The organism is Microcoleus sp. LAD1_D5 (assembly GCF_036702115.1).
In the GTDB taxonomy this organism is placed as follows: Bacteria; Cyanobacteriota; Cyanobacteriia; order Cyanobacteriales; family Microcoleaceae; genus Microcoleus.
Genome location: NZ_JAUBSA010000004.1, coordinates 82626 through 104794 on the forward strand (window position 1 = coordinate 82626; position 22169 = coordinate 104794).

The following is a 22169-nucleotide window of genomic DNA, read 5'->3' on the forward strand; positions in this document are numbered from 1 at the left end:
AGTTCGCGGTTAGTTGATAAATCCAACTCTGATTTAACAATCGCTTTTTCTTCCCTCTTCCCTCTTCCTTCTTCCTTCTTCCCTCTTCCTTCTTCTTACCAAACAAAAATGGAAGTTTACTGCACCCGACCGGGCTGCCCGCGCCCTCAAAACTATTTTCCCGACCTCGATGACAGTTCGCGGCTGAAAACGGTGCAGCAAAAGTTTTGCACCGCTTGCGGGATGCCCATGATTTTGAGCGGCCGCTATTTGCCCGTGAGGTTGTTGGGTCAAGGCGGTTTTGGGGCGGCATTTTTGGCCAGAGACCGCTATACTCCCGCAATGCGGCAGTGCGTTGCTAAACTTTTGCAGCCGTCGGTAAGTCTAACTCCGCCCCAGCTAAAAATCGCTCAAACTCTGTTTGAACGGGAAGCGGCGGTGCTAGAAGAACTGGGAAACGAACATTCCCAAATTCCGAGTTTGCTCGCTTTTTTTGAGCTGACTGTTACGAGTTTGCAGCCGGGAAAAAACGATCAGTTTTTCTATCTGGTTCAAGAATTTATTGACGGTACAAATTTGGAGGATGAACTAGGTGTTAAAGGCAGGTTTTCGGAGGCGGAAACGGTGGAGGTGCTGCGGGAAATTTTGAAGGTTCTCGATTTTGTGCACTCTCGCGGTTCGATTCACCGGGATATTAAACCTGCTAATATTATGCGGGCTAAAAATGGTCGCCTTTATTTATTAGATTTTGGGGCTGTTAAACAAGTAACACAAAGTGTTGGGAGTGCAAAAGCTTCGACTGGTATTTATTCTTTGGGTTACGCTCCGCCAGAACAGATGAGCGGGCAAGAAGTTTATCCGGCAACGGATTTGTATGCTTTGGCTGTGACTTGTATTACTTTGCTGAGTGGTTTGCAGCCGACGGAGCTTTTTGATAGTTACAGAAACGAATGGAATTGGCATTCGCGGGCGCCGGTAAGTTCGCGTTTGGCTCACGTTCTCGATCGAATGTTATTATCAGCTCCCAGCCAGCGTTTTCAATCTGCGAGTGAGGTGGAAGCGGCTCTGATGTCTCGGCCTCAACAACATTCTCAACCACCTACAGTCGTGGTGGCGCCACCTCCGATACCTCTTCAACCGACTCTGCCTCCTCCTGTACGGGTTCCTGCAACACCTCCAGGAGGGCTGCAACCTTCGCAGAGAAGGACTTTTTCGATTTGGGAGGTTTTGTCGGGGGCGGCGTTTACGGGTTTTGAGGGGGGGGTGCTGGCGATCGCCCTGACGAGTTTGCTGCCCTCTCCTGGCTTGAGTATTGGATTGTTGGGGATGATTGTGGCGGGTTTGATTTACGGCCAGTACCGCAGGGCGATCGAACAAACTGAGATGTTGATTATTGGTGCAGGTACTGTGGCTTTGCTGTGGTTTTTTCCGGTTTTACAGACGGCGGCAGGTGCGATTTATCCGAATTCTCCGATCACTGGCGTGTTGTTTGTGGGATGGTTGGGTGCTTTGGGTGCGATCGCTGGCACAGCTATTTTTCGCTTGATTTATAAGTTACTTTCTAATATTTTTTAAGCTAATTAAATCGATGCAAAATCAGAAGTTGATTAACCCGAATTGGGTCATTGCTTGGGGCCCAGAAGCCCGATCCCACCCTGCAACTTGGGAAACGTCCGGTTTTGCCATAATCGGAGATCAACCCACCTTCAGCCCCAATCAGCGATTTGTGCTGGTAGGTGACTGCTGCTTTGATCGCACCCCAATTATCAAACAACATATTGATACAGATGGATTGACCGATTTGGCGATCGTCGGCCGGCTCTGGGAACAGTCAGGCGCTCAAACTTTGAGCTTACTGGAAGGACAATTTGCCCTTGCCGTGTGGGATAGAGACGAGCAAACCTTGTGTCTGGGGCGCGATCGCGTTGGAGCCAAAACCCTCTATTACACCCGTACAGGAACGACTCGCTGGATTGCGCCTCGACTGCGATCGCTCAATCCGTATCACGATCGAGAACTCGATTTAGTTGCTTTGCGCGACTATTTGTGCTGTGCATTTGTACCGGGAGCACAAACGCTGTGGGAAGCGGTGCGAGAGTTGCGGCCCGGTAGCTACCTGTACTTACCGGATATTGAGGCGCAGAGATACTGGCAGCCACAGGAGCAAATTACTAACGCCGATCGCCCTTTGGAATGGCATAGTCAACAAGTGCGATCGCTTTTGGAACAACTGGTGCAGGAAGCGCTACCAGCGGGAGAACCAGTCGCAGCATACCTTTCGGGTGGTATTGATTCCAGTTGCGTCACGGCGATCGCCACAAGGCTGCACGATCGTCCGGTACACACTTTTTCGATGCACTTTGGCGCTCAATATCCCAGCGAGATTGAATTTGCCAACATCGTCGCAGCACATTGTGGCACTGAGCACCATATTTTAGAAGTTTCGCCAAAGCAAATTTGGGAGTTGCTGCCGGAAACGCTGGCGGCGATGGATGATCCGGTGGGGGAAGGCTTGACGGTTCCCAATTTGCTGTTGGGGCGATCGGCAAAGCAATTCGCAGACGTGGTACTCAATGGCGAAGGTGGCGATCCGTGCTTTGGCGGGCCGAAAAATAAGCCGATGCTGCTCAACAGTTTGTATGGTTCGATTCAGGGTAAACCAGATCCGATCGCAGCTTACTTGACTTCGTTTCAGAAATGCTATGTGGATTTGCCACGTTTGCTGAAGCCGGAGGTTTGGGAAAAGGTGAAGAATGCGCCTTCCGTCTTTGCTGAGGAATTGCAACAGACAGAAACGACGTTTTTGAATCGGCTGATGCGGCTCAACATTGAGTTTAAAGGAGCCGATTACATTTTGACCAAGGTGAATAATCTCACGGCTGCGGCGGGGCTAAAAGCTCGATCGCCCCTATTCGATGCGCGGATGGTGGCACTGAGTTTGCAAATTCCGCCAGAATATAAGCTTTCGGGCGCGCAGGAAAAAGCGGTTCTCAAGGCGGCTGTGGCGGATTTGCTGCCCGATGTCATTGTCAACCGTCCGAAAAGTGGGATGGTGATGTCGATGCAGCAGTGGTTTTTGAGGGATTGGCAGCGGCAAGCGCGATCGTTGTTGCTGAATCGTCATGCGGCGATCGCGCCTTATCTCGATCAAACACTAATTCGCGAGTGGCTAAACTATCGTGGCGAAGTTTTTCCCCGCTATGGGCTGAAGCTGTGGCTACTGGTGACGCTAGAAATTTGGTTACAAGTGAATCGCCGTTAGTTACCCCAAATTATGGTACGGGGCCGTGCCTTTTGTCGTGTCAACTTCAGCAGTTGACGCCCAGATTTGTCGATCGACAGCGGCATTTTCCCTAGGCGGTTTTCGCTCTTGTTTATAGAACCGAATTAAACCGCAGAGGGCGCAGAGGATACAGAGAAACGGAAGAGACAGATGAATCATTCCGATGCCAACGGATTTGATATACAGTGTATTTCATAAACCTGGAATACGCTGTATATAGCAATCCTAAATCATTTGTCAATTTCTTGCTCCCTCCCCTTGGGTTCGGGGAGGGTTGGGGTGGGGTAAAAAGTTTACGACTCCTGCAAGGATTGCTTTAGCTCTCCTGCGATGATTATGGGATGTTTTGTTTCACCCTTTTTAAATTCGCCAACAGTCTCTTGAAATCGCCCGCAATTCTTAATCGGCTGCGATTCTTCAACCCGCAATTTTAACCAGCCGCATTTTTAAACCCCAATTTCAAGCACTATTTTACCAGTTACTGAGCCTGTTTCTAACAGTTCGTGAGCGGCTCGCGCTTCTTCGAGAGGGAAAGTTTTGCTGACGTGAATTTTTAGCAAGTTGCGATCGCACAAACGAGCACACTTCTGCAAAATGTGAGCCTGCTGTTCCTGTTCCTCCACCAAACCTTCCAGCATCGGTGTTAACATTAATTCCAGACTAATTCTCAGATTCCGCATTCTCGCTGTTTTCAAGTTGCCCAAAGCCGGATCGGGTTCCAAAATTGTTACCAAATCTCCATAAATCTTCACAGCCGGAATAGTTTGGTAAAAAGTTTCTCCCCCAACTGTATCGAAAGCCAAATCAACTCCTTGTCCTTGAGTCCAAGTCAAAACCTCATCGACAACATTGGTATTTTTGTATAAAATAACTGAATCTGCACCTAGGTGCTTGACAAAATTGGCTTTTTCCTCAGAACTAACAGTCGTGCAAACCTCTGCACCCTGCAACTTCGCTAACTGTACCGCGACGTGGCCGACACCGCCGGCACCAGCTTGAACCAGCACTTTTTGGCCGGCTTGCAAGCGCCCTCGATCGTACAGCGATTCCCAAGCTGTAATTAAAACTAACGGTGCCGCCGCCGCCTCAGCAAAACTTAAAGCAGCAGGCTTGAGGGCGAGAAAGCGTTCGTCTACAACGGCAAACTCAGCATAAGTACCGATCGACCCGCCCAAACCGCCATTGCAGAAAAAAACTTCGTCTCCCACTTGGTAACTTTGCACACCATCACCGACAGCCTCTACGACTCCAGCACCGTCGCACCCCAAAACGTGAGGAGTTTTCTCGGGGTAAAAAGTGCCGCGCGATCGCAACTTAGTATCTATCGGATTAATCCCCGCCGCTCGCAACCTTACCAAAACTTCAGTTTCTGTTTGTATAGTAGGCGCGGGGATATCTTGCAGTTTCAATACGGATGGGCTTCCGGGGGTTTGAAAAATGATCGCTTTCATCATGGGTGTTACACTAGATCAGATAATCCCTAGACTTTATTGTATATTGCTTAGCAAAGCAACAAAAAACTTTTTGTTTATCCCAAAGTTTATGATTGTTGGTAAAAGGCCTTACGTAGCTCGGCAGCGGCAGTTTTATAAACAGTTTGAGGAGTTATCGTTTCTGTCCATAAATCTCTACGATCGTGGTCAATATTATATGAGTAAACACTTTTTTAATTCTGGATCTAAAGTTGGTGGCAATAGAATGTTCAAACACTTATCTACCATCGTACAACCTATAGAGTTCTCTCAATCATTACCTACTAAAGTTAGCAATTTAGTTCTCAAACAAGTTGTTTGTGATGGGGAGTGTTGCCCAAAATCAAGAATAGCTTATGATCGAGATCTACGTTTATTTTCATTCTTCCCGAACCTCCCCCAATACAAACATAAAATCTGGGGAAGTCAATTATTAAGTCATAATAACCAATCCATAGAAAAAAGGGTAGGTAAAAAAAACAATGGACTACTTCATTTATTTCAAAATGACATAATAATTTCTACAAAAGCCCAAAATGTCATCCAGGTAAGGAGACGTTTTGCAACAGCGATCTACTTTGTTGAGGCTGCAAATCAAAAGCCTGTAAGGTTGGTGGATTTAAATTACCACCTCCGAACAGGTATAGATTTAGGGATTGATCGGCTCGTAGCTTTGGCATCCAATAAGCCAACATTTACTCCAACTATCTATGATAAAAAACATCTCAAATCAATCAATCAGCGTTTCAATAAGCGCCGAGCATTTTTACTGTCAAAACTTGACAAGGGAAAATATACCACGCGCCAAATCCAGCAAATCACCTTGAAGCGAAACAAGCGATTAGAAAACTACTTTCATCAAACCAGCAGTTTGATTGTCAAGCGGTTGGTGGATGATAAAACAATCCAGTTAATTATTGGCACAAGTGTGAGGGGTGAACAAAAGATAAAATTAGAAAAAAAGCATCAGAGTTTTGTGGTGGTTCCTTATACCCAGCTCGTCAAATTTATTACTTACAAAGCTGAGTTAGTCGGTATCAAGGTAATAGTTACACAAGCATCTTATACAAATAAGTGCAGTTTTTTGGATTTAGAGCCTGTCGGTAAGCAAGAGTCTTACCAGGGTAATAAAGGTAAATGTGAGTGGTTTCGGTCTTTCAATGAAAGTAGGATTAATGCTGATGTGAATGCAGCGTTAAATATGCTTACAAAAGTAAACGTAAACTCACCCTTAACTTCTCTTAGAGGAGTGCTACAACCGTATATATGTGTTTTTAGTTTCACCTGTACGGGTTGATCCTGTACGAAAAGACCAACATAAAGTTTGGTAATCTCAAGTATGGCCCGGTTTTTTGTGAACTGTTAACTCTCTTGTCGCCTTCACGGCGCTCTAACCTTGTATTCGTTACCCATCCGTGACGATACTTAGTTATTTTTAAATAGATTGGCTTCAGATAACTACAACAATTGTCGAGCGGTGCTAATCGATGTTCGATCTAGATTTATTTTTTTACTTTGAGATTCTTGCATATCTTCTGGGATTATCGGCGACTTTAGGCTTGGTGTCCGCGATTTATCTCAAGCGGCACCGAAGGCTATCTAGTCTACCGCTAGCCCACGAGCAACGGCAGTTGGGAGAATTAAAGGCCGAGGATTTATCCGCGGGATTGAAAATGCGGAAAAACTTTTTGATTTTCCCGAACTCACATCAGTGGCCGGCAACTAACAGCTTCTTGGATAAAGTTTTAGGTATGGGCCGCGCTGTATTCTTCGCCAAGCAACAGTGCCTAACTGTGAATTCTTCGCATCTTGTGGGGCCTCGAACCTGCAAAACCCTAAGTCTGAGCATTTCGGATTCGATGGGGGAAAATCTTGATCGCCCAAATGCCGAGAATCCTCCCAAAGTTAATGGTTTCGCGCAATTAGAGGAAGATTTGTTGGGCGAAATCCTAGCAGGTACTGATTCGCCGGGGGGAGCAGAATTCTTTGATGCCTTAGTTTGCCACTTAGCCTCAGCACTCGGAGTTCGCACCGCCGTCGCTGCCAAATCGATTAAGTCGAAGGCACGCAGCGATGCTGCTGCCGATAGATTGCAACTTATCAGTTTTTGGAGCGACGGACAGCAGCAGCCAAACTTTGAGTGTGACACCGCCAATACTCCCGAAGCGCGGGTGCTGGAGGCGGGAATGTATTCCTGTCCCGACAACCTCTGGGAAACCTTTCCAGAAGACCGCAGACCGGTAGTTACAGGTGCGCGCAGTTTCCTGGGAGTCTTGCTGAAAAACTCTTACGGCGAACCTTTAGGCATTATTTGTATTTTCCACGATCGACCTCTGGTGGAAGCACATCTTGCCAAATTCCGATTAATTCTCAGCATCTTTGCGGGACGGGCAGCCGCCGAATTAGAGCGGCAGCGCCTAGAAGCAGCACTGTCCACTGTAGAAGCGAAATACTGCGCTCTGGTAGAACAAATGCCGGCTGTCACCTACATTTCTCCCCTCAACCGCACGGCTGCCAAACTTTACATCAGCCCGCAAATCGAGACTTTTCTAGGTTATTCTGTAGCTGAATGGAGAGCCGATCCCGACCTGTGGCTGAAACTCGTTCACCCAGAAGACCGTGACCGCGTGTTAGTTGAAAACGCTACACAGAAATTCACCGATGGAGAAGATATCTTCTGCGAGGGGTCGCTGGTTTCAGAATACCGCGCGATCGCCCGCAACGGCCGAGTCGTCTGGTTCCGCGATCAAGCGACCGCAGTTCGCGATCAAGCAAGCAAGTCTGTCATCCTTCAAGGCGCAATGTTTGACATCACAGAGACTAAAGTAGCAGCCAGCGCGCTGCTAGAAAGCGAATACCGCTATTACACCTTGGCAAAAATACTGCCGGTCGGGATTTTCCGCGCCGACGCTACTGGAGAGTGCTTGTACGTCAATGAGCGATTTTTGGAGATGGCGGGACTGACTGTGCCTAAGGCACTAGGCGAAGGTTGGGCGCAAAGTTTGCATCCCGAAGACCGCGAGCGTGTTTTGAGCCAGTGGTATCGCGCTGTCACAGATAAGTTGCCCTGTAACTTAGAGTACCGTTTTTGCAACGGTGACTTCACCACCTGGGTCTTTTCGCAAGCAGTGCCAGAAATGACCAAAAGTGGTGAAGTTCTAGGCTATCTCGGCACGTTGACCGATATCACAGATCGCAAGCAGGCAGAATTCGCCCTGCAACAGGCCGAAGAGAAATACCGCAGTATCTTTGAAAATGCGATCGAAGGCATTTTCCAGATAACGCCTGACGGGCGCTACCTCAGCGCTAACCCTGCTTTGGCGAGAATTTACGGCTACGAGTCGGCAGCCGAATTGATCGCGAATATCCAAGACATAGACCGCCAACTTTACCTCGATCCCAAGCGCCGCGTCGAGTTTTTGCGCGCGATCGAAAAACACGGTTTTGTGTCTGAGTTCGAGTCCCAAGTTTACCGCGCTGACGGCACTACTATCTGGGTTTCCGAGAACGGCCGGGCAGTTCGCGACCCTGACGGAAATTTACTTTACTACGAAGGCACTGTCGAGGATATCACCCTCCGCAAAATAGCCGAAGATAAGTTAGTACACGATGCTTTGCACGATATGCTAACTGGTTTGCCCAACCGATCTTTATTTATGGATCGCTTGGGACACGCGATCGATCTTTCAAAACGCCGCCCCGAGATTTTGTTTGCGGTGCTGTTTATCGATCTTGATCGCTTTAAGGTTGTTAACGACAGTTTGGGGCATTTAGTGGGCGATAGGTTGCTGATCGCGATCGCGCAGCGCCTGGGAATCTGTTTGCGCGCTGGAGATACCGTTGCACGTCTCGGTGGCGACGAATTCGCTATTTTGTTGGAAAATATCAAAAGCACTGAGGATGCGATCCAGATTGCGGAACGAGTGCAAGCGGAACTGGCAGAGCCTTTTTACCTTAACGAATATCAAGTTTTTACCAGTGCTAGCATTGGGATTGTTTGTTCTGGTTTACCTTCGTATCCAAGGGAAACCAGCAAACTGTCGAGTCCCGAAAATCTGGGAAATATCGATCGGGAAAATTCTTTGTCTTGCTTATCTTCCGACTCTCCTGTTCCCAATGTCCCGTTGTCCGTATTGTACGATCGGCCTGAAGAACTGCTCCGAGATGCAGATGCTGCCATGTATCATGCTAAGGGATTGGGCAAAGCTCGCCACGAAGTTTTTGACTTAAGTATGCACACTCGCGCCGTCGCCCTTTTGCAACTCGAAAACGACCTGCGACGCGCTTTAGACTCCCAGGAATTTCAGCTTTACTATCAGCCTATCGTCTCTCTAGTTACTGGTAAAATCAGCGGTTTTGAAGCGCTGATACGGTGGTATCACCCGCAGCGGGGTGTCGTATCTCCCGGCGAGTTTATTTTAGTAGCTGAAGAAACTAGATTGATTATACCTATGGGCTGGTGGATGATGCGATCGGCTTGTCATCAGATCCACGAGTGGCACCACAAATTCCCAGCAAATCCGCCGTTGACTGTCAGCGTCAACCTTTCTAATCAACAATTTAAACAACCGGATTTAATCGATCGCATTCGCGAAATTTTACAAGAAACTCAGCTTGACCCGCGTACTTTAAAGTTAGAAATTACTGAAGGAGTCATCATGGAAAATGCCGAATCAGCAGTCGCTATCCTCGCGGAATTGAAAAAATTAGAAATTCAATTATATATTGACGATTTCGGCACTGGATATTCTTCTTTGAGTCGCCTGCACACTTTTCCAACTGATGCTTTAAAAATCGATCGAGCTTTTGTCAGCCGCATGACTGAAGATGAAGGCAACGAAGCGATTGTACAGACTATTTTAATTTTAGCCAGTCATTTAGGCATGGATGTAATTGCGGAAGGAATCGAAACCAGTGAACAGCTTAATTTACTCAGAGCACTGCAATGCGAATACGGACAAGGCTACTTTTTCTCAAAGCCGATAGACAGCATCGCAGCCACACTTTTGATAGAAAGTCAACCTAAATGGTAATTTTACTGTTGACGGTTGACGGTTGACTGTTGGCTGTTGACTGTTGACGGTTGACTGTTGACGGTTGGCTGTTGACTGTTAACCTTTGGGTTTTTGTTTTAGTGAGTTAAGATAAGCATTTAGTTTGGGTGAAAGTTCATTTAATAAGGGATGCAGGCGATCGCTCTGTTCTTGAGTTAAAAGATTTCGAGCTCCGTCAAGTCTTAACCAGTGTCTTGTTTCGTTTAAGGAGCCTCTGGCAATTTTAACAAAACGCTGATTATCTTGGCAGCTATAGCGTCCATGTCCTTCTGCAATATTAGCACCAACACTATCAGCCGATCGCACTATTTGTTTGCCCATCGTATCCTTCGCAAAGTCGTCCCATTTTTTAACAATAAACCATATTTCATTTGATATTTTTTCAGCTAATTGATAAACTCTTAGCTGTTGGAAGCTTTCCATCTTAGCTCCTTTAACATAGTCAACAGCCAACAGTCAACAGTCAACAGTCAACCGTCAACCGTCAACCGTCAACTTCCTTAAAGTTTCGCTTCCAAAGACTTGAGAAACTCAGTATTTACCCCCGACTCCCGCGTCAGGGCAATTTTCCCCGTACGAGCAATTTCCTTAATCCCAAATCTATTCAGAACCTGGACGATCGCCACCATTTTACCGGGATCTCCGACAACTTCCAATGTCAGCGTATCATCACCAATATCCACAACTCGCGCTCTAAAAATTTGAGCTAACTCAATTATCTCCGATCGCGTCCCGCTAGCTGCATTAACTTTCAGCAACATCAACTCCCGTTCCACACAGGGAATTTCCGTTATATCCTGAACTTTAAGCACGTTAATCAACTTGTACAGTTGCTTTGTCAATTGCTCGATAATTTGGTCATCTCCCGGTACAACCATCGTAATCCGAGACACTCCCCCTTGTTCCGCCGGGCCAACGGCCAGACTTTCAATATTAAAACCCCGACGGGCAAACAAACCAGCAATTCGAGTGAGGACACCCGCTTCATCTTCAACTAAAACCGAAAGAGTGTGTTTCATTTCTCCAAAAAGACGCATTTCGTGCAATTCTACTTTCGCCAATTCGCCTTTAAGCAGAAGTGCACGCCCATTGAACCTGCCTTAGACATTTTATCGCGAGTTATTGGCCGTTCATCTCCGGGAAAAAACAATATATGAAGCTGTCGGGGCCAGAGTCACGTCCGATCGACAATATCACTCATAGATCAGCGTAAATCCGCCCCCACCCGCTTATTGTTGTCGATCGCACCCACACCATCTAAGTTTTTTGTGTACGAACGTACACAATTACTTGAGCGAATAAAAATTTTTCAGGTCTTGTCGCTGACGGGGACTGAAAGTTTGAGACCCATTGGATCTCAAACTTCCTTCAAATAAAAACCCGGTGTTGCAGCGACGGCATTTGGCGGCGGACTTGTTCTAGTCGATCGGGATTAATTTCTGCGATCGCCACACCCGGTTCCTCTCCAGCATCAGCCAAAACCACACCCCAAGGGTCTATAATCATCGCGTGACCGTGAGTTTGACGGCGGCCGTAGTGGCGGCCAGTTTGTGCAGGGGCAATCATATAACAAGTATTCTCGATCGCCCTAGCTTGCAACAAAACCTTCCAGTGATCCTTGCCAGTGTAAGCAGTAAACGCCGCCGGCACGAACAAAATATCAGCCCCCTTGTACGACAAATGCCTGTACACTTCCGGGAACCGCACGTCATAGCACACCGAAAGTCCCAGCGTCCCCAACTCCGGCGACACATAAACCGGTGGCAAATCTTCACCAGCTTTCACAGTGTTCGATTCCCTGTAAGTAATGCCGTCGGGAACATCCACATCGAACAAATGTACTTTTCTGTACCTTGCCACTTCAGTGCCGTTTGGGTCTACCAGCAAAGAGGTATTGTATACCTTCCCCCCCTCCGTCGGCACGGGAAACCCGCCGCCCAGAATCGTTACCTGGAACCGCTGGGCCATCGTTTTGAGGAATTTTTCGCTCAGGAGCCCGATCTCCTCTGAAAAAGCAATTTTTTCCTCCTCTTCTCCCATAAACGAGAAATTTTCTGGTAAGGAAACTAACTCCGCACCCCGACGCACTGCCAGGTCGATTAATTCCTCTGCCTGAACCAAATTTTTTTGCAGGTCAGGCAAGCTAGTCATTTGAATTGCTGCGGCGAGATAAGACTTCATCGATTCACAATATTAGTCATTAGTCATTAGTCATTAGCCATTAGTCATTGGGAACTAATTTGATAACTAAATAGTTGATATCCTTGGATTTTACCCATTTATGCGCTGTCTAGCATGAACTGGTATGGTTTGAGAGTTTTGATATTTGAGTTTTAAATTAACCTGTAACTCATAATTCAAAAATCAAAACTCTCAACTTTTACCTGCTAGGTTTTGCAACCTAATTTCCCTCAAATCTTAAGGCATTGGATGGAAAAGCAGGTCGGGGAAAAAGCGGTTAAATTCAATTAAAGCCGCAGCTTGAATAGATATCCAAAGGATAGCCAATACTGGTGCTGTCGAAAGAAACTTGACGAAGTATTGCATGAATTCTGCTCCTGAAAATTCGAGACAGTTGGTAATTGCCGATCAATAAGCGCGCTAATTGCTAATTTCTAGTTAATTACTTAACTGTTAGCTATTAGCTCTTCTCCATTTCCCAATTTTAGCGGGGGGAAACCGTAATTTCGTCGTCCTTCGCAAACATTTCACCGCTGGTGATGGATGTGAGAGCTGCCAGAGGCCATAAAACGCCGCTCAGCATACATTTGATTGCCAAAGGAACGTCGATAATAATCTCTTTTTCCTCTGGTGTTGCTGATTTTTTGGTAACTTGCAGATAAGAACGGCCGACCCAACCAATCCAACCTGCCATATACAAGAACAGTATGCTAGGAATCAAAAAGTCCCCTGCTTTGCTCAAGTTACCGTCTACGATTAAGTGCGGGTATCCTTCCGGGCCGCACATAGCTTGAGAATAGCGCTCGAATCTTGCTTTCGCAGATGCGGGGTCGCCATTGGTAGAACGTGCATTTTTAGCCAGTTCCTTGAATTCGGGAGAGTCCTTGCACGGCACTAAATTGTAAGCCGAAGCAACTGGAGCAAAACTGATCCAGACACTCAACACTAAAATTGCAGCAAACAATCGTCGCATGGAATTGTTTCCTTTTGTTACAAAACAATAAGTTTTTGTACAAGCATTTCAACTTGCCGATCTGGAATCCAGATGATCGTGTTTGTTGACAGTGTAAAGTATCCATCATTGATGCGGCAAAGCCCAATAGAATGAGGGATTCCCGTTTTCATAGGTCAATGCTGAGCTAGCAATACCGCGAGGATATTCCTTCATTGCATCCGATGATGGTCTTACCTGTCGATCGGGCAAATATCCCTTAACAATAACCTGAGTACAGGTAGAGCGGGGGACTTGCGCCGAATTAGTTAAGCTAGCAATAACTAACCTATCAAATAAAATTACCAGTTAATGGCAACCATTTTCGCAATCGAAACAAGTTGTGACGAAACAGCAGCAGCAATTGTTAAGAATCGTCAAGTTTGCAGCAATGTTGTAGCATCGCAAATTAAAATCCACGAGCAGTTTGGTGGGGTAGTACCGGAAGTGGCTTCGCGGAGTCACCTAGAAATGCTCAATCAGGTAATTGCCCAGTGTCTCGGTGAAGCAAACCTCAGTTGGTCAGAAATTGACGGAATTGCAGCGACTTGTGCCCCCGGTTTAGTAGGTGCATTGTTAGTCGGGCTGACAGCGGCGAAAAGCTTGGCAATAGTCCATCAAAAGCCTTTTTTAGGCGTCCACCACCTCGAAGGGCACATCTACGCTTCTTACCTTACCGAACCCGATTTGCAGCCACCGTTTTTGTGTTTGTTAGTTTCCGGGGGACATACTAGCTTTATTTACGTCAAAGATTGCGGCGTTTATGAAACTGTAGGACAAACACGCGACGACGCCGCGGGTGAAGCTTTTGATAAAGTTGCGAGACTTTTGCAGCTAGGATATCCCGGCGGGCCGCTGATTGACAAATTGGCCGCCCTTGGCAATCCCCAAGCATACCCTCTACCAGAAGGCCGAATTTCCTTGCCTGGTGGTGGCTACCATCCTTACGACAGTAGTTTTAGCGGGTTGAAAACTGCTGTTTTGCAATTAGTGCAGAAACTCAAAAAACAAAATAACAATGTGGGTGCCGAAGGCATTTTGCCTGCCTCTACAATTAATGATATTGCGGCCAGCTTTCAGGAAACAGTAGCTAAGAGTTTAACAAAAAGAGCGATCGACTGCGCCGTAAATTTCGGGCTTAGCACTATTGTAGTCGGCGGCGGAGTTGCAGCAAACAGCGGACTGCGAAAACATTTACAAGCAGCAGCAGCCAAAAACAACTTGCGAGTATTGTTTCCCCCGTTAAAATATTGTACCGACAACGCAGCAATGATCGGCTGTGCGGCGGCAGAACACTTGCAGCGAGGACACACATCACCGCTGACTTTGGGAGCAAATTCAAGAATGGCTGTCAGCGATATTATGGAACTGTACAAGAGTCATTAGTCATTAGTCATTAGTCAACAGTCAACAGTCAACAGTCCACCAAACGATGAAAATCCGCGACGCAGTAGAAAGCGATTTGCCAGCAATTGTCGAAATATATAACGCAGCAATACCCGGCAGAATGGCCACAGCAGATTTAAAACCAGTCTCAGTCGAAAGCCGCCTTCCGTGGTACAGAGCACACTCCCCCAATTCCTGGCCGATTTGGGTAATGGAATCAGAACAAAATATTGTTGGCTGGCTGAGTTTTCAGATTTTCTACGGGCGCGCTGCCTATCAGCATACAGCAGAAGTTAGCATCTACGTCGCACCCGATCGCCAACGCTGCGGAATCGGACAAAAATTATTGCAATCGGCAATTGTCCACAGTCCAGAATTGAACCTTAAAACTCTCATAGGCATAATTTTTGCTCACAATCAGCCGAGTGTAAGGTTGTTTGAGAAATTGGGCTTTCAGCGGTGGGGATATCTGCCACAAGTTGCCGAACTTGACGGCGTTGAAAGAGATGTCGTAATTCTGGGTTTGCGTTGTCTGTAGGAACTGATATCAATTCCGGGGCTACCGGAATTGATGTGATGTTTGCTCAATCTGCTAAAATTGTAATTTCATCCAAAGATGCGATCGCCACATCAGCATTTTCCAAATGACTAACCTCGGCCTTTCCCCAACAAATCCCGATACAGCCAGCCGCGCCCGCATTTTTACCCATCTGAATATCGCCCGCTGAATCTCCCACCATCAAAGTTGCTGCGGGATTTACTCCGAGTTTCTCACAAGCTTGCAAAAACAATTTCGGATCGGGTTTATGAACCGTTGAATCAACTCCCATTTCTAACTGAATCCACTCGGCTAATGCGTGATGTTTCACAAATTTTTGCACCGATTCTGTTGTAGCAGCCGAAAGAATACCCAGTTTTAAACCCGCTTCCGAAAGATATTTCAGCACTTCCCAACTGCCGACAAATAAAGGAGACACAGCACTATTTTTAAACATTTCGTCAGCTTCATCAAAAGCGCGGCGCGCAATAGTTAAAGATTCCAGCCATCCCCTGCCGGTTTCGGCGATGTATCCCGCCGCCACAATCTCATTTTCCCTACGACTACCGACTGCTAGCAAGCCTGTGGGGTCGATGCTGCCACCTTCGATGCCGAAAGCCATTTGTAAAGGCTCTCCAACCCCCGGAATTTGAGCGTCTGCGAGGCGCGATCGCTTAATCCCCAACAATCTCAAAAATTCTTGAGAATCCTCTAGAGTGCCGTCTTTGTCAAAGATTACGGCTTGGATATTCGAGAAGGTAATGCCCCGACATTTAATAGTTACCAAGAATCTGAACTCCGTAATATTTATATTTTTTTCTATCTTCCCATATTGCGCTATGTTTGGCAATTCTTAATTGCCCGCAATCGTTGTGTTCCTACAAAATCATGCTCCAACATTAGACATCTCCAATAATCATTGTGGAACCGGCATCTTGCCTGTTCAAAACAGGCTTTTCTGGAGATGAATCTTGTTGTGTTCCTACAAAAGTAGCGCACAACCTTGTTGTGTCCCTCAAATCAATCAACTAAACTCGTCCTACTAAACTGGCAACCGTTAATGCTAGTTGAACTGGCTGGACAGGCTTGGCAATATGCGCTTGAAAACCAGCTTCGATCGCCCTTTGCCGTTCTTTATCGCTCACATAAGCAGTCAGTGCAGCGGCGGGGATTTCTCCTCCGGCTTCCGCAGCAAGAGATCGCACTTCTCGAATTAAGAAATACCCATCTTCCTCTGGCATTCCGATATCGGAGACTAGCACGTCATATTTGCCGAGATTCTCAGTCAAAGCATCGAGCGCACCTCTGGCAGATGCAACTGTCAAAACCTCAGCCCCGTAGCTTTTGAGTACAAATTCTAAGAGATCCCGGGTATCGATCCGATCGTCCACAACTAAGATGTGCAAGCCTTCGAGAGAGGGCACGATATCCTTTGAGGCGTTTAAAGGCCCTACCAAAACATTTGACTTTAAATTGAGCGGCGATTTCAACTCGACAGGCAAAGATCGCAACGGCAATCTCAGAGTCATTGTAGTTCCTTGTTCCTCACCCAAACTATCCGCTTGCACCCTTCCTCCGTGCAATTCTACCAGATGACGCACGATCGATAAACCCAATCCCAGCCCTTGATTAGTCTTAGTGCTGCTGGAATCACCTTGATGGAAACGATCGAAAATATACGGCAAAAATGCTGCCCCAATGCCTTTTCCCGTGTCGCTAACTCGAAGTTGAGCGTGATTCTCGATCGCTGCCAGCGTGACTTCCACTCGTCCCCCCTCAGGAGTAAACTTAATGGCATTAGACAAAAGATTCCACATAACTTGCTGCAAGCGAGCAAAATCACCTAAAACAGTCGCACCACTCAACTCCGAAACAATTTGAATATTTTTTGCGGAGGCTGATAATTGAACCACATCAATCGCAGCTCGCACCACCACCTCCAGATCGATCAAATTGATATTAAGAGCCAGCTTGCCGTTGGTAATCCGAGAAATATCCAGGATATCTTCGATTAACTGAGATTGCGTCCTCGCGCTGCGCTCGATCACCTCTAGAGCGCGATTAGCGGCTGCTTCCTTAAGCTGGCCGGAGCGCAGGATTTGTGCCCATCCCAGGATCGGAGTCAGGGGATTGCGGAGTTCGTGGGAGAGATTCGCGAGAAATTCATCTTTAGCACGGTTAGCGGTTTCTGCCTGTTGGCGGGCCAACTGTTCCTGCTGCAATAACTGCGCTCGCTCTGTCTCAAACTGCTTGCGATCTGTGATATCCTCGATCGACAACAGAATCATTAAAGCTTGGTCTTCTCGTTCAAGTTTACAGGCATTCAGCAGCATTGTTTTGAACCCGATCTGCTCAAACAGGTGATCCAACTCAAAGTTTTGAAGCTGAACATTACTAACCAGAATATCTTCCAATATCGATCGTAATTGGGGAATATTCCACTGCCCGTTGCCTAGCTCAAACAGCGAATATTTTGCTGTTTCTGACGATGAAACCTGAAACGTTGTATAGAACGATCTATTTGCTTTATTCACTCGGAAATGAGCATCTAGGACGACTAAAGGCGTTTGCACAGTTTCCACAATGGTTTCAGCATAATTTCGGGCATCCTCCAAGGTTCTGGCACTGCCTTTAAGAGCATCAATATCGAGCAAAACCATCACCACACCGTCAATCTGATTTTCCGTTGTCCGGTAAGGACGAATGCGGAGGTTGTACCAATATCCCGATAAAGTTTGAACTTCTTGTTCTTTCGTGTGGAGAGTATCCATCACCTCCAAAATCATCTGTTCCAAGTCGGGAACGTTCAGACTTGAGCGGATGTCGCTAAAAGGTCGTCCAACATCTGTGGGAATCACACTAAAAATTTGCTGTGCCGTTGGCGTAAAGCGTCGAATCTGTAAATCGTTTGTCAGCATTAAGATAGGGATATTGATACTGGAAAGCAAATTTATCACATCGTTATTCACCAGGCTTTGTTCAATATTTCGGCTGCGAAGTTCATCGTTAGTGGTAGTGAGCTCCTCGTTAGTGGCTTGAATCTCTTCTTTGGCAGTTTCTAACTCTTCGTTGGTGCTTTGCAACTCCTCGTTGCTCGATAGGATTTCTTCGTTGGCAATTTTGATGTCTTGGTTGAGATTTTCCTGTTCCTGGATCACCGCTTGCAGTTGCGCTTGAACCGCAGTTTTGTCGTGGTAAGCGGTTGCAAGTGCCTGCCTCAGCAACTCAATTTCGCGCACTAAATCAGCTTGCTCGAAGCTTTCACAAGGGAGAGTGCTAAAGTTAAGCACCGGGGATGAAGCCTCTTCAAATACCACCAAAAAGTAGCGTCCTTCGACCGCCTGTGGCTGGAACGGAATCACCTCAAAATTGACGATAGTCGATCGTCCGCCCGATTCAAAAACCGATACCCCTTCTTTCCTAACCGTCACGTTCTCCGTTTGTGCCTGATAAATGGCGGTGCGAAGCTCAACTAGCAAGCCTTCCCTTGCCATTGTTAGCAAGTTTAAGTCGGCCGTTCCGAAGGCCAGTCTCAAGTAAGGATTGATGTCTCCCCGCACTTGCAGGATGTTCATGATCTCGTTGACAACCACACCGGCTAGGGCATAGCGATTCAAAATCAGTTGGTCTGTTTCTCGCTGTAAATCAAAGCTATTTGTCAAATTTTCCTTCACTCCCTGCCCTTCACGTGCTTTAGCGACGGGATAGGAACTCGGCGTAAACGAAAAAGTGGGACGACTCGCCGTCAACTTTTTGGCATAAATTTTAGACTTTTTATCTACTGAAGTAAACAAGTATGAGAATTTTCCGGTGCTCTCAGAAGTGCCTAACAAGAGAAAGCCATTTGGGTTAAGACTGTAATGAAAAATAGGCATCACTTTTTTTTGCAATGACTCTCCCAAGTAGATCAGCACATTGCGACAGCTAACTAAATCGAGATTGGAAAAAGGCGGGTCGCTGCCTAAGTCTTGTCGGGCAAATACACACAGTTCGCGGACTGCCTTGCTGATTCTATAGCTACCTCCTTCTTGGGCAATAAAGAAGCGAGTACGTCGTTCTGGTGAAACATCTACCATCTGGTTTTCTGAGTAGACGCCAGACCTCGCTTTGCCAATTGCCTGTTCGCCAATGTCCGTGGCAAAAATCTGGATCGGTGGCTGGATGACTTGATCGCTCAAAAACTCTAACAAGCAAATCGCGATCGAATAAACTTCTTCACCTGTCGAACATCCCGCCACCCAAATCCGAATCGGAGTTTCGGCCGATTTATTTTGGGTAATCGTGGGGAAAACCAGTTCTTTTAACTTTTCAAAGGCTTCGGGGTCGCGGAAGAAACTGGTAACGTGGATCAGGATTTCTTCATACAAAGCTGTGACTTCAGCCGAATTGTCTCGAAGATGTTGGGCGTAATCATCCAAGCTTTCCAACTTGTACAACACCATCCGCCGCTGGATGCGTCGAGCGATCGTGGTGGGTTTGTAGTGGCTAAAATCAACGCCTGTGGTCGATTTCAGCAGCGCAAAAATATTTGCCAGGGCATCTCCCTGTTCGGGCGATTCCTCAAGTTTTGTCAGGGGAAGCGGGCCAGTCAGAAGCGGACTGCGACTATAGTTTCCCAGTTCCTCGGCAATTTTTTCCGGTGGCAGAACGAAATCGACATTGCCTGTAGCAACAGCGGTATTCGGCATACTATCGAATTTTGCTGTGTCTTGACATTGAGCAAAAGTCATGCCTCCGGCTGCTTTGATTGCCTTGAGCCCCAGTGAACCGTCTCCGTCTCCCCCGGATAAAACTACGGCGATTGCTTTGTGCCCGCGATCGATCGCCAATGAGGTAAAAAACGCATCTCCCGGCATATATTTGCCATAAACCTTCTCGCGGGGTGAGAGTTGCAGGACGCCTTTAGATAGCACCATCTTGGTGTTGGGCGGAATAACGTAGACTTGATTGGGCTCTACGGCTACGCCGTCTTCTACCTCATTAACAGGCATTTCCGTCGTTCTCGCGAGAATCTCGCTCAGCAGACTTTTGTGATCGGGGGCTAAATGCTGAATCAGCACAAACGCCATACCCGTATCGCTCGGTAAATGGCTCAGTAACCCCGTGAATGCTTCCAACCCTCCTGCTGAGGCGGCAATCCCAACAATGGGAAAGGGGGCATCCGTTTCGGTTAAGTGTTGGCTGTCGAGGGCGGCTGGTGCGATCGATTCGGGTGTATTTTCGGGAGATGATTGAGCAGAAGTCATGATGTGAAGTCCTCGACTTCAGTTATGTAGCAGCAAACACATCTGGTAAGCGTGTGGCTAAGTAATTTTGACTATTTTTATTAAAACTTAACTTGCCACCAGCACGCAAGTAGCGTGTTGCTAAGTAATTTTGACTATTTTTATTAAAGCTTAACGTGCAACCAGAACGCAAGTAGCTTAAGGAAGAGCTGTAGCTTTGAAGCTATTAGATGAGCGCCCTCTGAAAACTCTATCTGCTGTTGGGGCGATCGCAAGGAGAAGCTAGCAATAACCAGGTATATTTGTTTACCTATTTAGCTTTTTAGAGGGATCAGTGTAGCAGACAGCGCGATTACTGATTCCGTATTAATTCTAGCAGTATAAGCGACTTGTGCGCCTTGTATTCCTTTTAAATCTTCTACTCGTTTTTGAATTTCTGAGACTCCAGCAGCTTTTAATGCTGTTAAGAATGCTGGGTCGCTGTAAACATCTTCAGAAAACGAAACTTCGTCACTTTTAGAAAGATTTTGAATGCGGGCGGCTTTGTTGACTGTAGAGCCAAAATAGTCGATCGAATTATTAAGATTTACCAGCAAAGCCGTACCTCGGTGAATGCCAATTCTGACTTGAATCCACTCTTGTTGTTGGCGAGTGGAGTTATACTCTTTCAAACAGGCTACAGCACCAGCGGCAGCCATAATGGCTTGTTCGTTGCTGATAAAGGAAGCCATGACGGCATCGCCGATGGTTTTAATGACTTTACCGCCAAATTTCTCGATAAACTCAAAGAAAATTTCAAAATGATCGCGCACAATATTGTAAGCTTTAGTATCTCCCAGCGTTTCGTACATTCTAGTAGAACCGGTAATATCAGTAAACATAATAGTAATCGCCCGAATCTTGACTCGCTCTCTTTCCGATATTACTCGATCGCCGAACAAACGCTTATAATCCGGGTGATGAAGCAGTTGCATTCCTGACAGCCGCAGGGGCAATTGTTCTAATGTCAATTCATCTGGCAATTCATCTGAATGCAAAATCAGCCCGGACAAATTGTGATCGGTATTAGTTAGTTCTATCTTAACTTTTCCGGGACGCACGACTAGCTCTTGTTTGTCAAAATCTGGGCCGGCTAACTGTTTGAGTTGAATTTCTTGTATGCCTTCTGTTTCTGCGCCTTCAACCTTTAAAATCCCTTTAGCTAAAGTGAGGGGACAGCAGTAGCGATATCGACCGTTTTCTAAGGTGACAGTTTCGGATTCGGTGCAGTATAAAGGCGTTACCAGTTGCAGTTTGCTCTGGAGTACGGGAGGGGGAGCGCAGACGGGCCGCAGTTGCGGGTCTTCGATTTTTTTGTTCAGGGAAAAAGTAACTTCGACGCGATCGAGCAAATCAATTTTAAACTCGCGATCGCACATCGGGCAAAAAGACATTTCTGATGTGTCTGCCAAATCCTTGAATTCGTCTGTAATCATGTTGCAGTGGGGGCAGTGAATATCCCAGTGCAAGTCGAAGACACCGGCTTTGACTCCGTGCAGAAATTCCGAAGTAATTCTTTTAATATTCTTGACTGTATCGCCTGCTAGGTAGTAAGGGTTAATCCGCAATCTCTGCAAAATGTGGGAACCGATTAACCAGTTTTCGATTTGGTCGATCGTTCCTTTGCTAGAATTGGAACGTTTTTTAAGCTGTTCAAATTGTTCTTTCAAAAGTTCGCTGTTCATTTTGCGCTTGCCTTGGAGCGTCAGGGCAAGAAATATATAACGATTATGTTGTGTGATTTGCGCGCCTGGTTTGTTCTTGCCTGAGAATTCTGATGAGCTTGCACTTGTGCGGATGTCCCTGATGTTTGTAAATCTTAACAAATTAGCACGCAAAAGGCGATGTTTCTTTAGGCAGAGGGATCTGCAACTTGCATCAATTCAAAGTGCGATCGCTGCATCGGTCTACAGAAATCTCTTAAATCTCGGTAATTGGGAATTGGGAATTGGGAATTGGGAATTGGGAATTGGGAATTCTCAACCACCCAGCAGCGACTAATGACTAATAACTAACTCAAA

The 22169-nt window shown here is 46.5% G+C and carries 16 protein-coding genes; 7 read left to right on the plus strand and 9 right to left on the minus strand.

From position 1 onward, the window contains the following. Positions 1 to 108: 108 nt before the first annotated feature. The gene (locus QUA70_RS03285) at positions 109 to 1554 is read left to right on the plus strand and encodes a serine/threonine-protein kinase (protein WP_333344982.1); all 1446 of its coding nucleotides are present in this window, start codon (positions 109 to 111) and stop codon (positions 1552 to 1554) included. A gap of 13 nt (positions 1555 to 1567) precedes the next feature. Beyond that, complete coding sequence (locus QUA70_RS03290) at positions 1568 to 3241, plus strand: asparagine synthase-related protein (RefSeq protein ID WP_333324518.1); 1674 nt, start codon at positions 1568 to 1570, stop codon at positions 3239 to 3241. A gap of 467 nt (positions 3242 to 3708) precedes the next feature. On the opposite strand, the gene QUA70_RS03295 is transcribed toward QUA70_RS03290, so the two are convergent. Beyond that, entirely contained in the window at positions 3709 to 4713 is a 1005-nt protein-coding gene (locus QUA70_RS03295) for a zinc-dependent alcohol dehydrogenase family protein (protein ID WP_333324776.1), read from the minus strand. On the opposite strand from QUA70_RS03295, the gene QUA70_RS03300 reads away from it, so the two are divergent. Together QUA70_RS03300 and QUA70_RS03305 are read left to right on the plus strand one after the other, a co-directional pair. Continuing rightward, on the plus strand, positions 4700 to 6031 hold the full coding sequence (locus tag QUA70_RS03300; protein ID WP_333344985.1) for a transposase: 1332 nt from the start codon (positions 4700 to 4702) through the stop codon (positions 6029 to 6031). The genes QUA70_RS03295 and QUA70_RS03300 overlap by 14 nt on opposite strands. 190 nt (positions 6032 to 6221) lie before the next feature. Beyond that, a complete protein-coding gene (locus QUA70_RS03305) occupies positions 6222 to 9767 on the plus strand; it encodes an EAL domain-containing protein (RefSeq protein ID WP_333324522.1) in 3546 nt (1181 codons plus the stop codon). 78 nt (positions 9768 to 9845) lie between these two features. Here QUA70_RS03305 and QUA70_RS03310 read toward each other — a convergent pair whose 3' ends face one another. From QUA70_RS03310 to QUA70_RS03330, 5 genes are all read right to left on the minus strand, one after another. After that, positions 9846 to 10211 (minus strand): four helix bundle protein, encoded by a 366-nt coding sequence (locus QUA70_RS03310; RefSeq protein WP_333344987.1) that lies wholly within the window; start codon positions 10209 to 10211, stop codon positions 9846 to 9848. A 77-nt stretch (positions 10212 to 10288) separates the two neighbouring features. Further along, positions 10289 to 10807, minus strand: coding sequence for an acetolactate synthase small subunit (ilvN, locus tag QUA70_RS03315; RefSeq protein WP_039887977.1), 519 nt, complete (start codon positions 10805 to 10807; stop codon positions 10289 to 10291). Positions 10808 to 11156: 349 nt separating this feature from the next. After that, positions 11157 to 11969 (minus strand): carbon-nitrogen hydrolase family protein, encoded by an 813-nt coding sequence (locus tag QUA70_RS03320; RefSeq protein WP_333344989.1) that lies wholly within the window; start codon positions 11967 to 11969, stop codon positions 11157 to 11159. Between the two features lie 237 nt (positions 11970 to 12206). Continuing rightward, complete coding sequence (gene psaJ / locus QUA70_RS03325; RefSeq protein ID WP_333037175.1) at positions 12207 to 12335, minus strand: photosystem I reaction center subunit IX; 129 nt, start codon at positions 12333 to 12335, stop codon at positions 12207 to 12209. A 118-nt stretch (positions 12336 to 12453) separates the two neighbouring features. After that, entirely contained in the window at positions 12454 to 12942 is a 489-nt protein-coding gene (locus QUA70_RS03330) for a Photosystem I reaction center subunit III (protein WP_333344991.1), read from the minus strand. 330 nt (positions 12943 to 13272) lie between these two features. Here QUA70_RS03330 and tsaD point away from each other — a divergent pair, with 330 nt between their 5' ends. Then, positions 13273 to 14346, plus strand: a complete 1074-nt coding sequence (gene tsaD, locus QUA70_RS03335; protein WP_333344992.1) for a tRNA (adenosine(37)-N6)-threonylcarbamoyltransferase complex transferase subunit TsaD — start codon at positions 13273 to 13275, stop codon at positions 14344 to 14346. 46 nt (positions 14347 to 14392) lie between these two features. Continuing rightward, the gene (locus QUA70_RS03340) at positions 14393 to 14884 is read left to right on the plus strand and encodes an N-acetyltransferase family protein (protein WP_333344994.1); all 492 of its coding nucleotides are present in this window, start codon (positions 14393 to 14395) and stop codon (positions 14882 to 14884) included. 46 nt (positions 14885 to 14930) lie between these two features. Here the strand turns inward: QUA70_RS03340 and QUA70_RS03345 are convergent, their stop codons facing one another. The 3 genes from QUA70_RS03345 to QUA70_RS03355 all read right to left on the minus strand — a co-directional run bounded on the left by QUA70_RS03345 (position 14931) and on the right by QUA70_RS03355 (position 21833). Next, positions 14931 to 15671 (minus strand): HAD family hydrolase, encoded by a 741-nt coding sequence (locus tag QUA70_RS03345; protein ID WP_333344997.1) that lies wholly within the window; start codon positions 15669 to 15671, stop codon positions 14931 to 14933. Between the two features lie 241 nt (positions 15672 to 15912). Further along, positions 15913 to 20130 (minus strand): chemotaxis protein CheB, encoded by a 4218-nt coding sequence (locus tag QUA70_RS03350; RefSeq protein ID WP_333344998.1) that lies wholly within the window; start codon positions 20128 to 20130, stop codon positions 15913 to 15915. Between the two features lie 293 nt (positions 20131 to 20423). Next, on the minus strand, positions 20424 to 21833 hold the full coding sequence (locus QUA70_RS03355) for an adenylate/guanylate cyclase domain-containing protein (RefSeq protein WP_333345000.1): 1410 nt from the start codon (positions 21831 to 21833) through the stop codon (positions 20424 to 20426). A gap of 121 nt (positions 21834 to 21954) precedes the next feature. Between QUA70_RS03355 and QUA70_RS03360 the strand changes: the two genes are divergently transcribed. Further along, positions 21955 to 22149: a hypothetical protein gene (locus QUA70_RS03360; protein WP_333345001.1), complete on the plus strand. Its 195-nt coding sequence runs from the start codon at positions 21955 to 21957 to the stop codon at positions 22147 to 22149. The last annotated feature ends 20 nt before the right edge of the window (positions 22150 to 22169 follow it).

Bases quoted from the DNA above. Each gene is read 5' to 3' on its own strand.
- QUA70_RS03285 (WP_333344982.1), top strand. From the start codon at position 109: ATGGAAGTTTACTGCACCCGACCGGGCTGCCCGCGCCCTCAAAACTAT.
- QUA70_RS03290 (WP_333324518.1), top strand. From the start codon at position 1,568: ATGCAAAATCAGAAGTTGATTAACCCGAATTGGGTCATTGCTTGGGGC.
- QUA70_RS03300 (WP_333344985.1), top strand. From the start codon at position 4,700: ATGATCGCTTTCATCATGGGTGTTACACTAGATCAGATAATCCCTAGA.
- QUA70_RS03295 (WP_333324776.1), bottom strand. From the start codon at position 4,713: ATGAAAGCGATCATTTTTCAAACCCCCGGAAGCCCATCCGTATTGAAA.
- QUA70_RS03305 (WP_333324522.1), top strand. From the start codon at position 6,222: ATGTTCGATCTAGATTTATTTTTTTACTTTGAGATTCTTGCATATCTT.
- QUA70_RS03310 (WP_333344987.1), bottom strand. From the start codon at position 10,211: ATGGAAAGCTTCCAACAGCTAAGAGTTTATCAATTAGCTGAAAAAATA.
- ilvN (WP_039887977.1), bottom strand. From the start codon at position 10,807: ATGAAACACACTCTTTCGGTTTTAGTTGAAGATGAAGCGGGTGTCCTC.
- QUA70_RS03320 (WP_333344989.1), bottom strand. From the start codon at position 11,969: ATGAAGTCTTATCTCGCCGCAGCAATTCAAATGACTAGCTTGCCTGAC.
- psaJ (WP_333037175.1), bottom strand. From the start codon at position 12,335: ATGCAATACTTCGTCAAGTTTCTTTCGACAGCACCAGTATTGGCTATC.
- QUA70_RS03330 (WP_333344991.1), bottom strand. From the start codon at position 12,942: ATGCGACGATTGTTTGCTGCAATTTTAGTGTTGAGTGTCTGGATCAGT.
- tsaD (WP_333344992.1), top strand. From the start codon at position 13,273: ATGGCAACCATTTTCGCAATCGAAACAAGTTGTGACGAAACAGCAGCA.
- QUA70_RS03340 (WP_333344994.1), top strand. From the start codon at position 14,393: ATGAAAATCCGCGACGCAGTAGAAAGCGATTTGCCAGCAATTGTCGAA.
- QUA70_RS03350 (WP_333344998.1), bottom strand. From the start codon at position 20,130: ATGACTTCTGCTCAATCATCTCCCGAAAATACACCCGAATCGATCGCA.
- QUA70_RS03355 (WP_333345000.1), bottom strand. From the start codon at position 21,833: ATGAACAGCGAACTTTTGAAAGAACAATTTGAACAGCTTAAAAAACGT.
- QUA70_RS03360 (WP_333345001.1), top strand. From the start codon at position 21,955: ATGTTTGTAAATCTTAACAAATTAGCACGCAAAAGGCGATGTTTCTTT.